9 protein-coding genes, 8 tRNA genes and 1 rRNA gene are annotated in these 10,766 nt (G+C 46.7%); all 18 read right to left on the reverse strand.

Annotated elements, in window-relative coordinates; genetic code table 11:
* Positions 1-16 precede the first annotated feature (16 nt).
* Positions 17-661: an ATP phosphoribosyltransferase gene (gene hisG, locus BM358_RS22265; RefSeq protein ID WP_023986475.1), complete on the reverse strand. Its 645-nt coding sequence runs from the start codon at positions 659-661 to the stop codon at positions 17-19.
* On the reverse strand, positions 658-1,863 hold the full coding sequence (locus BM358_RS22270) for an ATP phosphoribosyltransferase regulatory subunit (protein WP_028541871.1): 1,206 nt from the start codon (positions 1,861-1,863) through the stop codon (positions 658-660). The genes hisG and BM358_RS22270 overlap by 4 nt, the downstream gene beginning before the upstream one ends.
* A gap of 337 nt (positions 1,864-2,200) precedes the next feature.
* Complete coding sequence (locus BM358_RS22275) at positions 2,201-3,352, reverse strand: acyltransferase (RefSeq protein ID WP_028541870.1); 1,152 nt, start codon at positions 3,350-3,352, stop codon at positions 2,201-2,203.
* A 142-nt stretch (positions 3,353-3,494) separates the two neighbouring features.
* Positions 3,495-3,992, reverse strand: coding sequence for an acyltransferase (locus tag BM358_RS22280; RefSeq protein ID WP_028541869.1), 498 nt, complete (start codon positions 3,990-3,992; stop codon positions 3,495-3,497).
* Positions 3,989-4,642 carry a pyrophosphatase PpaX gene (ppaX, locus tag BM358_RS22285; RefSeq protein ID WP_028541868.1) on the reverse strand — a complete coding sequence of 218 codons (654 nt, stop codon included), beginning with the start codon at positions 4,640-4,642 and terminating at the stop codon, positions 3,989-3,991. The genes BM358_RS22280 and ppaX overlap by 4 nt, the downstream gene beginning before the upstream one ends.
* Complete coding sequence (lgt, locus tag BM358_RS22290) at positions 4,639-5,694, reverse strand: prolipoprotein diacylglyceryl transferase (protein ID WP_023986466.1); 1,056 nt, start codon at positions 5,692-5,694, stop codon at positions 4,639-4,641. Before lgt ends, ppaX begins: the two co-directional genes overlap by 4 nt.
* 43 nt (positions 5,695-5,737) lie before the next feature.
* Positions 5,738-6,676 carry an HPr(Ser) kinase/phosphatase gene (gene hprK / locus BM358_RS22295; protein WP_013308232.1) on the reverse strand — a complete coding sequence of 313 codons (939 nt, stop codon included), beginning with the start codon at positions 6,674-6,676 and terminating at the stop codon, positions 5,738-5,740.
* A gap of 349 nt (positions 6,677-7,025) precedes the next feature.
* Positions 7,026-8,150 carry an ABC transporter ATP-binding protein gene (locus BM358_RS22300; protein ID WP_028541867.1) on the reverse strand — a complete coding sequence of 375 codons (1,125 nt, stop codon included), beginning with the start codon at positions 8,148-8,150 and terminating at the stop codon, positions 7,026-7,028.
* Positions 8,151-8,252: 102 nt separating this feature from the next.
* Positions 8,253-9,395 carry a PucR family transcriptional regulator gene (locus BM358_RS22305; protein ID WP_028541866.1) on the reverse strand — a complete coding sequence of 381 codons (1,143 nt, stop codon included), beginning with the start codon at positions 9,393-9,395 and terminating at the stop codon, positions 8,253-8,255.
* A gap of 159 nt (positions 9,396-9,554) precedes the next feature.
* Positions 9,555-9,627 (reverse strand) — tRNA-Lys (locus BM358_RS22310).
* Positions 9,628-9,634: 7 nt separating this feature from the next.
* A tRNA-Tyr gene (locus BM358_RS22315) sits at positions 9,635-9,720 on the reverse strand.
* A gap of 9 nt (positions 9,721-9,729) precedes the next feature.
* A tRNA-Phe gene (locus BM358_RS22320) sits at positions 9,730-9,802 on the reverse strand.
* A 78-nt stretch (positions 9,803-9,880) separates the two neighbouring features.
* Positions 9,881-9,957, reverse strand: a tRNA-Asp gene (locus tag BM358_RS22325).
* 23 nt (positions 9,958-9,980) lie between these two features.
* Positions 9,981-10,056: transfer RNA gene (locus BM358_RS22330), tRNA-Thr, on the reverse strand.
* 4 nt (positions 10,057-10,060) lie between these two features.
* Positions 10,061-10,136: transfer RNA gene (locus tag BM358_RS22335), tRNA-Val, on the reverse strand.
* Positions 10,137-10,146: 10 nt separating this feature from the next.
* A tRNA-Met gene (locus tag BM358_RS22340) sits at positions 10,147-10,223 on the reverse strand.
* A 31-nt stretch (positions 10,224-10,254) separates the two neighbouring features.
* Positions 10,255-10,346, reverse strand: a tRNA-Ser gene (locus BM358_RS22345).
* Positions 10,347-10,475: 129 nt separating this feature from the next.
* A 23S ribosomal RNA gene (locus BM358_RS22350) occupies positions 10,476-10,766 on the reverse strand; the annotation flags it as partial.

Below are 10,766 nucleotides of genomic sequence, written 5' to 3' on the forward strand. Positions count from 1 at the left end.
TATTCCTTTAGTTCATTTATTCACGGGGTGCCACCGCATTTGGAATCACCTGATGCAATCGGTCACACAACGCCTGAATCGGGCCGTTTTTCATCCGGTAGCTGACCCGATTGGCAATCAGACGACTGGTAATATCCAGTATGCTGATCTGCTCGACTAATCCGTTCTCCCGCAAGGTTTGCCCCGTTTCCACCATATCAACAATACGGTCTGCCAGACCAATTAACGGCGCCAGCTCAATGGAGCCATTCAGCTTAATAACCTCCACCTGCTGGCCTTGCTCCCGAAAATACTGGGAAGCCACATTCGGATATTTTGTAGCGACCCGCTGACGAATACCTGGCTGCCAATCTGGTAAAGCAATCACCGACATCCGACAACGGGCAATCCCGAGATCCAGCAGTTCATACACATCCTTGTTTTCTTCCAGCAAAACATCCTTGCCCACGATGCCGATGTCCGCCGCCCCATACTCTACGTACGTAGGAACATCGACGGGCTTCGCCATAATAAATTCCATGCCTAGCTCAGGCAGTGGAATGACCAGTTTACGCGTTTCGTCCACATCCAGTGGAATCGGAACCCCCGCTTGGCGAAACAGCTCGGAAGCCTGCTTATAAATCCGTCCCTTTGGCATGGCTACCTTCAACGTTTCCGTCATGGCAATTCTCTCCTTTGTACTGGCTGTCTTCCTTCGGCTGTATAGCTGTATACCTCTGCGTACAGGCCATGCTGTTCACGACGTCGATCTTCCGTTCCGCCCGTGAGCCCTGTCACTACCGTAAGGCCTATTGCGCGTAGCTGTGCCGCTGCGGATAACGCCTCTTGGCGTCCCTGTGCGTCATAACGGATAAGTACAGGAAGCTTCGTCTCCATTTGGATACCATCCACACCATCGACGATCCGGTTCGTCTTCAATGCAAATCCCGTTGCAGGTACGGATCGACCAAACTGCTGAAGCAGATTGTCATAGCGGCCTCCGTTGCATACCGGGAACCCAATCTCCGCTGCATAGCCCTCAAAAGTCATTCCTGTATAATATGAGAAATCCCCGATCATGGTAAGGTCGATTAACACATGCTCAGATACGCCGTAAGCCTCCAGCACTTCCCACACCTCGCACAAATGTGCAATGGATTGAATCGTCTGCTGCTCCACACTAAGACGGGTAGCCTGGTCACAAATTTCTTTTCCACCGCGCAACCGAAGAATAGCTTCCAGCTTATCCCGATGTTCGGGAGCCAAGCCCAAAGCTTCAATCGCTGTTCGGTAGCCCACTACATCACGACTGAGCAACAGTTCCTTTAGCGCTTGTTGTTCAGCCTGACGGCCTGGAATGATTTCCTCAAATAAGCCGTTCAGGAATCCCACATGTCCCATCGCAATTTTAAAAGAGGTCACCCCTGCTGCCTGTAATGATGCAATTGCCAATGCTACAACTTCTGCATCAGCCTCAGGCGAATCATCACCCACCAGCTCCACACCCGTCTGAAAAAACTCCGCTTCTCTTCCTGCTTCTTCCTCAATCGCCCGAAATACATTTGCGTGATAGGAAAGTCGGAGTGGTACTTCCTCTTCCTTTAGCAACGAAGATACCACCCGTGCAATCGGAGCGGTCATATCCGATCGCAGCACCAACGTGGTTCCCCGGTTATTGAGCAATTTAAACAGCTTCCGATCGGAAGTAGAACTAGCCACTCCCACCGTATCGTAGTATTCCATCGTAGGCGTCATAATCTGGCGGTAACCCCAACGCTCCATGCATTCGAGTACATTCAGTTCAATGGCCCGCAGCTTCGACACTGCACGCGGAAGATAATCTCGAACCCCTACAGGGATCTCAAATCCTTTTGGCTTAGACATCTCTATCACCTCATGATTTCACAATATCTTTATCATGGTAAAGTGCTAACAAACTAAAGTATATTCGATATATTATCATGCCCTACTTGTGAACGTCAACCGAACGGCGCAGCCCTTTTTTACGGATTAGCCAAGTGGCTGCCCCTCTCTATATTTTATCCAATGCAAAATACATGAATCCTATATGAAAAACATCTATCAACGTATTCTCCGGAGCAAGACCGCGCTTACGGTAATTTTTGTGCATATAGAGTTGTTCAGCTCCACTGAAAACTTATAAATTCTGTACTCTAAAAAAAGACTGCCAGCTTTAAGCTAACAGTCCAAATCAAAATATTTAGCTATTTATCTGTTCATCTTTACTCCGGGAAGGAAACTTTGGAACCGTGCCCAAACCGATCCATGCAAATGGTACATATCGAAAACACAACGTCACAATCAGCCATGAGCCAAACAGCGCCAACAACCATCCACCCGCAACAGAGAAGATATATTCTACCGGCGTTCCTTGGAAATCCAACTTGCGATACACCCGCAATAACGCTGGGTGAAGTAAATAAATGCCGAATGAGCATGCCCCCAGCCAACTGATTAACATTCGCAGCCTATCGTTAGTATGACGATATAATAAGACCGAGAACTGAAACAGCACCAGCGCAGAGACGAGGGCATATGCATTATGGAGCAGTTCATAGATCAGCGAGTCTGCATAGATGGCTTTGCGGTATGCTACAAACCATATTTGCACATAAGCTATACCCAGGAGTAGCCAAGCCACCCACAAGCCCCACCAACTGATCAACTGACTGCGACTAATTGCCGTACCTGACACCGGTAAAAGCCACTTTTTAAACCCTTCATATCCAATTGCTACAGCTGCACCCAAGGCAAAATAACTGATATACGTAATCGCAAGACTTCCTCTTTCCTCTTGCCAAACGTATTTGTTCAGCAATACAAACCCCCATTGAATGACTAACCCTACTATCAAAATGACAAAGGCCGCTCTCCGTGGGCTCGATATCGAATGGCGTAAACGCTGCACTCCCCACAGCAACAGCGGAAAGACCAAATAAAATTGGATGATGATGATGACATAATACAAATGCGTGTATGCCTTTCCCGTTAACAGCACGAGCGGAAGATCACTGAGCGGCATCAACCCACGTGTTACCAAGGTCAAATAATACACAAGAGAAAACAAAACGTACGGTAACACAATAAACATCAGTCTTTTTCGGAAAAATATAAGCATATTCTTACCACGAAGCGGCCTATCAACATAATTGTAAAATAAAACAAACCCGCTCACAAAAATAAATACGGGCACTGCAAAGCTACTAAACACATTTAAAAATAAAAAAGGATAAAACAATAGAGAATGACGCGCATCAATTAAAGCCATTGAAGTCGCATGAATGGTAACAACGGCTGCAATTAATATTCCCCGGTAAATATCAAGCTCTGGTATACGTTCTTTTTTGACCAAATCAACACGCTCCCATATCGCCTTGCAAATATGTCTGTTATCAATTTTTAAACATAATTAACATGCATTACCCCACTTATTATACAGAAAAACAATGCAAGAAAGACCCCTTAATACATAAGGGGCCTTTCTATTGTGCTATTTACTGCTCATTCACACCAGAGCGTCTTAAATCACGTAACGGATTGCCACCCACAAATGCACCTGCGGGCACGTCTTTATGCACGACCGCTCCGGCCGCTACGATAGCTCCGTCACCGATGGTCACACCCGGCAAAATGGTTGTGTTGGCGCCGATCAACACATGATCACCAATCACCACTTTACCGATACGATACTCCTCTATGAGGTATTCGTGAGCCAGTATCGTCGTGTTATATCCAATGACCGAATTGTTCCCTATCGTAATATGCTCCGGAAAAAAAACATCTACCATCACCATCAGGCCGAAGGCCGCATGTTGCCCCACCTTCATCCCCAGCATTCTGCGGTAAATGACGTTTTTCAGAGAAAGCACAGGACAATACCGGGCAATCTGTATAAAAATAAAGTTCTTAATGCCTTTCCAGCGGCTCACCGTCCGATAAATCTGCCACAACGCATTGGGACCTTCTACAGGATAGCGGTTCACCTTTCTCACGATACATTGACACCTTGAAGCTCCAGCTTCAGCAAATCCCGCATATCATGCAACATGTAGTCTGGCCCATATCCGCGCAGAGTTTCCTCACCCTTGAGCGACCAAGCTACACCAGCCGATTTCACACCTGCTGCCTGAGCTGACAAAATATCAAAAGAACTGTCTCCGACCATCAATGTATGCTCTGCTTCAGCATTCAAACCTGCCAATGCCTTGAGCACTGGCTCAGCGTGTGGCTTTGGATGCTCCACATCGTCTACCGTCACAATATAGTCCATAGAGGAGGTCAGATTGAACAGGTTAAGTACACGTAACGTGGATGGTCGTATTTTGGTTGTCACAACCCCCAGCTTAATTCCTCGCGCACGCAACTCCTGAATAACCTCAATGACATATGGAAATGGCTTCACCATTTGATCATGATGAATCTGATTATAAGCACGGTAGTCCTTAACTAACCCAGATACATCCGTTAATCCCGAAAAAGTACGGAGTTGATCGTCCAGCGTTCCACCCATATGAGGAATAATATGCTCCCGCGTCAGCGGATCAGCATCCGGATGATTCAAAATGTGTAGAAATGTGCTGATAATCAACTCATTCGTATCCATGATGGTGCCGTCTAAATCAAACAAAATCGTATTTATCATAGATGCTCCTTCTTGTCCTCGTCCGTGTCTTCCTTAGGTAGCTTATCCGTCGTAGCTGTTGGAGGAACCGCGCCCTGTCCTGGACGGGATACCTGTTCTGGCGTCACGTCAGGTACCTGATCAATCCCCGCTTTGCTGGAGATAATCGGATCGCTATACCGAGCAACAGATGTGCCCTTCCGGCGACGAACCAAAATGAAAATCACGGCGGCTACCACAATGAAAATAGGCAGCAATTGCGAGATCCGTACATTACCGTAACTCGGGTCCAGATGCCCTGGTTCAAACCCTAACCACACCATAGGAGACCACAAAGCATTCACAAAGGAAGCCAGCCAATCTGGTCCCTGAAAAGCCAAACTATCCGTCCGTACACGCTCGATGAAAAAGCGGCCAATCGAGTACCAAATGAAGTAAAACGCAAACATTTCGCCTGCACGTACAAATTTCATACGACGAATGACGAGCAGCAAAATCACACCGACAATACTCCACAGTGATTCATATAAAAATGTAGGGTGATGGAAAACCCCGTTAACGTTCATCTGATTCACAATGAAATCCGGCAGATGGAGCTGATTTCGCAAAAATGTTTCTTCCGTCGGTCCACCGTAGGCTTCCTGATTGACAAAATTACCCCAGCGTCCAATCGCTTGACCGATCAGTAGGCCTGGTGCACAAATATCAGCGATACGCCAGAAGTTATACCCTTTATACCGGAAATAAATGACCGCACATATAATGGCCCCGATCAAGGCACCGTATATCGCAATACCGCCGTTCCAAATTTTGAAAACATCCCATAGATTATCTCGGTAGTCTTCCCATTTGAAGGCTACATAATAAATACGCGCTCCAATAATAGCTGATGGAACACCCAGAAGCAGCATATCCATAAAAAAGTCCTGCGGAATACCGAATCTTTTTCCTTCACGGATGGCGAGATATAAACCCACAAGCGCCGCCAGCCCCAAAATAAGCCCATACCAGTGGACCTTGATTGCCCCGATTGAAAAAGCGATCGGATTCAGCAGTAATGTTGCCGTTGACATATGTTTCTCTCACTCCTCGTTCTTCCTTGCAAACGAACAAACCTTAATCCATCTCTTCCATATCTTCAGAAATCGTAGCAGTCAGCTTGTTTGTAAATTGCAGGGCTGCATTAACGCCCATTTGTTTCAAACGATAGTTCATCGCCGCCACCTCGATAATAACAGCCAAGTTTCGGCCCGGACGAACTGGGATTGTAACCAGTGGAACATCTGTATCAATAATGCGTGTCGTTTCCTCATCGAGACCAAGACGATCATACTGCTTGTCCTGCTGCCATGCCTCCAGACGAACAACCAATGTAATCCGCTTGTTATTACGAACTGCACCGGCCCCAAACAGCGTCATCACATTAATAATGCCCACGCCACGAATTTCCAACAGGTGACGTATCAGCTCAGGTGCTGTACCATGCAGCTGAAAATCGGACGTTTGCCGAATTTCTACCGCATCATCTGCTACCAAGCGATGTCCACGTTTAACAAGTTCCAGTGCCGTTTCACTTTTACCAATTCCGCTACTTCCTGTGATAAGCATTCCCACGCCATACACGTCACACAGTACACCATGAATGGTCGCCGTAGGAGCCAGCTTTCTTTCGAGAAAGCCTGTGATGCGGCTTGATAAAATCGTCGTCGCCATATTAGTACGCAGTACAGGAATATCTCGCTCTGCGCTCGCCTCCACTAACTCAGCCGGTACCTCCAGACCACGTGTGATGATAATACATGGAGTCAGCTCTGTACACAGACGCTCCATCCGATCCCGTCGCTCCTCAGGAGGCAGCATCCCCAGAAAAGCCAACTCAGACCTTCCCAGAAGCTGTACCCGCTCCTGTGTATGATATTCAAAATACCCGGCCATCTCCAGACCTGGGCGATTCAAATCATCCACTGTGATCAGTCTTCGCAGACCTTTTTCACCAGAAATAACTTCCATTTGAAACTGCTGTACAAGCTCGGATACCTTTACCTGTTTAGCCATTGTATTCTCCCCTTCATCTGCAACACCGGATTCTATACGTCATTTGATTTATGTAGCTTTACCCTATTAACCATACAGCCCAACGCCAGTCTATGCTGCACTGCATCAATCCACACTCCATTTGATTTAACACTATGGTTCCAGGCTAACTCTATTCCGACAGCTGGATTGATCCCATCTAGGACCCTTGCCAACGAACCTTGCCTGCATCTAGACCTGTACCATTGTACCCATCGTATCGGAATTTTCCAATGAATGCAATGCCGAAGCTAGTAGCCGTATGCGATATACAAAAAGAGTCGCAGTTCTCCGCTTGGGGAAAACTGCGACTCTCTTCCAGAGGCAAATTTTATTCGCCAACCAGAATACTCAATTCCGATTCCTTATCAAAAATATGAACCTTGTTCATATCAACAGCCAACTTCGCTTTGACACCATCACGAGTATTGGAACGTCCGTCTACACGGGCAATAATCGTATCATTTCCGGCACCGCTCAGGTACAACAGCATTTCATGACCGAGATTTTCTGTTACATCCACAGTGGATGTAAAGATTGTATTCGGAGAAGCCTCCAAGAATACAGGCTCTTCATGAATATCCTCAGGACGGATACCCAAGATCACATCTTTGCCGATATAGCCCTTCGCTTTTAAAATCTGTCCTTTACCTTCTGGTACGAACAGATCCAGACCCGGCGCAGTAAAATGCAATGCACCTTCTTTTTCAACCAGCTGACCTGTGATAAAGTTCATCGTAGGAGAGCCGATAAAACCAGCAACGAACAGATTCACTGGACGGTTGTACAGTTCATCCGGGGATGCAGCTTGTTGAATGATACCATCCTTCATAACGACAATCCGATCACCCATCGTCATGGCTTCAATTTGGTCATGTGTTACATAGATACAAGTGGTTTCAAGGCGTTTAACCAGTTTAGTGATTTCAGCACGCATTTGACCACGAAGTTTAGCATCCAAGTTGGAGAGCGGCTCATCCATCAGGAAGACTTGAGGATCGCGGACAATCGCACGGCCCAGAGCGACACGTTGGCGTTGACCACCGGACAGCGCCTTAGGTTTACGTTCCAGCAAGTGCTCGATATCGAGTATTTTGGCAGCTTCGCGTACTTTCTTGTCGATTTCTTCTTTCTTAACTTTGCGCAGTTTCAGACCGAACGCCATGTTCTGGTACACGCTCATGTGCGGATACAGGGCGTAGGATTGGAATACCATCGCGATATCGCGGTCCTTTGGAGCCACGTCGTTCACAACACGATCCCCAATGTACAATTTACCATCTGAAATTTCCTCCAGACCAGCAATCATACGAAGTGTAGTAGACTTCCCGCAACCGGAGGGACCAACCAATACGAGGAATTCTTTATCTCGAATGTCCAAATTGACATCAACAACCGTAGCTTTATCTGCACCCGGATATTGCTTGAAAATATGCTCTAAACGTACACCAGCCATAGCTTTTGCCTCCTAAGATCGAGTTATGAAATCGAATACATTTCTTACTTGTATCTTACCCTAGTCCTTGTAGCGTGGCTATTCGCAAACTGCACAAAGATGCTATTTCCTTTTTGTCACTTTGTACAATAGGAGATAGAGCTTGACCAAAACCGCATCATTAAACGTCCGCACGTCCAATCCGGTCTCCTGTTTGATCTTATCCAAACGGTAAATCAACGTATTTCGATGCACATACAGACGCTTAGCTGTCTCACTCACATTACAATCCAATTGAAAAAAGATATCTAATGTAGCCATCGTTTCTGAGTCTTCCAGTATGACAGATGATTTCATTACCTGCTCTAAAAATAGTACGCGTTGTTCCTTGGGAATGCGGTTTAACAGCCTTTCTAAATGAAGCTCCCATGAAAAGTGGATGTGCTCTGTTACATGAAAAATCTTGCCCAGATGTATCGTCTCCCATAACAAATTCAGCTCTTGGGGAAGACTTTGCAAAGGGATCGAAGGCTTAGAAACCGCCAAATGGAATACACCCACCCACTCATTCGCAATAAGCTCATATAGGCCCAAGCTAAAAGCCGTAAGAACCTCCTCCAGCGATTCCGTAAAATCTGCATCCCTGGACTCAGTGTCTTTATCCCGTTCATCGTCAGCTCCTAATAAAAGCTCCTTTTTAGCCATAATCAGCCAAGACTGTTCGTCCAATGGAGTAAGTAACACATCCCCTCCAAAATAGCTCGCGAACAATCGATGAAGCTGCGTATAAGTAATAGCCCCCTCCTGTGTTCCCTCGCCATTCAGTAAAATCGGAACCATACACGCTGATAGCGAATCACGAAGCTGCAATTCATCAGGAACCTCTTCTTCCCTGTTTAAATTGGCAGCCTGCTGTATGAGCCATTGTCCAAAACGATTCATCCGCTCTTCCTCGCTATAAATCGGGTTGTCCGACAATTGTGGACCGTTCTGCCAGACCTGCTCCATGTTCCCCAATAGCGCTTCTACCAGTTTCCGTTCTCGATCCGTCAAATATCTGGCCTCTACCACAAAGGCAGCCAGTTCACCTGCCGACGCACGAAACGGAAAATATAACTTGTTGTCACGGACAAACGATCTATCCGGAATAACTGAATCGGCTGTCTCTCCCTCTGCCATCACTTCCGGGCACCAAGGCACTATGGTAAAAGGCGCTTGAATAATATTCTGAAGCTGTTGCTGAATCCATTCTGTATCCAGAGTCACGCGATCACCACTTCACTTTTTTTAGAATATAGAATAAGCACTGAGCGAACATAATGAACTCATTATAACCTGTCGATACCGTAAAATAAAAAAGCTATATAAAAACATAACTTAAAACAATACAAAAAAAGCCATCAACCTATAGTTGATGACTTCTGATGAGCCATGAAGGACTCGAACCTTCGACACCCTGATTAAAAGTCAGGTGCTCTACCAACTGAGCTAATGGCTCGTAAAACTGGTGGAGGATGATGGATTCGAACCACCGAACCCGTAAGGGAGCAGATTTACAGTCTGATGCGTTTGGCCACTTCGCTAATCCTCCATATAAAGGTGGCTCGGGACGGAATCGAACCGCCGACACGAGGATTTTCAGTCCTCTGCTCTACCGACTGAGCTACCGAGCCATACCCATTAACAAAAAAATAAAGTGCGGAGGGATACCCCTTCCCACTTTAGTACGGAAAAACTATTGAATTGAAAAATGGCGGAACTGACGGGATTCGAACCCGCGATCTCCTGCGTGACAGGCAGGCATGTTAGGCCTCTACACCACAGTTCCCTAGATTTTTCAAAATTCAAAAATGGTGCCGGCGAGAGGACTTGAACCCCCAACCTACTGATTACAAGTCAGTTGCTCTACCAGTTGAGCTACACCGGCACAATGGTGGAGGCTGAGGGGATCGAACCCCCGACCCTCTGCTTGTAAGGCAGATGCTCTCCCAGCTGAGCTAAGCCTCCTGGGTATGTATGGTAGCGGCGGAGGGGATCGAACCCCCGACCTCACGGGTATGAACCGTACGCTCTAGCCAGCTGAGCTACACCGCCATAACATAATATTTCGCTAGCTTGTCCTAAATGGCGGAGAGAGAGGGATTCGAACCCTCGCACCACTTTCGCAGTCTAACCCCTTAGCAGAGGGTCCCCTTATAGCCACTTGGGTATCTCTCCATATAAATGGACTCGCTTAGCAAAATTCCGCAAGTTATTCTTTAAATCAACAAAGTGATTTGGAATATCAAGCGCAATTTCAAGGTTACACCCTGAAAACTGGATCCGAAACTCATTTGCGTTTTATTTTAGGATAAGCCCTCGACCGATTAGTATTGGTCAGCTCCATGCATTACTGCACTTCCACCCCCAACCTATCTACCTCGTCGTCTTCAAGGGGTCTTACTAATTGGGAAATCTCATCTTGAGGGGGGCTTCACGCTTAGATGCTTTCAGCGCTTATCCCTTCCGTACATAGCTACCCAGCGGTGCTCCTGGCGGAACAACTGGTACACCAGCGGTACGTCCATCCCGGTCCTCTCGTACTAAGGACAGCTCCTCTCAAATTTCCTACGCCCACGACAGATAGGGACCGAACTG

Origin of the sequence: Paenibacillus sp. cl130 (genome assembly GCF_900116035.1) — a bacterium.
GTDB lineage: Bacteria > Bacillota > Bacilli > Paenibacillales > Paenibacillaceae > Paenibacillus > Paenibacillus polymyxa_B.

Bases quoted from the DNA above. Each gene is read 5' to 3' on its own strand.
- hisG (WP_023986475.1), bottom strand. From the start codon at position 661: ATGACGGAAACGTTGAAGGTAGCCATGCCAAAGGGACGGATTTATAAG.
- BM358_RS22270 (WP_028541871.1), bottom strand. From the start codon at position 1,863: ATGTCTAAGCCAAAAGGATTTGAGATCCCTGTAGGGGTTCGAGATTAT.
- ppaX (WP_028541868.1), bottom strand. From the start codon at position 4,642: ATGATAAATACGATTTTGTTTGATTTAGACGGCACCATCATGGATACG.
- lgt (WP_023986466.1), bottom strand. From the start codon at position 5,694: ATGTCAACGGCAACATTACTGCTGAATCCGATCGCTTTTTCAATCGGG.
- hprK (WP_013308232.1), bottom strand. From the start codon at position 6,676: ATGGCTAAACAGGTAAAGGTATCCGAGCTTGTACAGCAGTTTCAAATG.
- BM358_RS22300 (WP_028541867.1), bottom strand. From the start codon at position 8,150: ATGGCTGGTGTACGTTTAGAGCATATTTTCAAGCAATATCCGGGTGCA.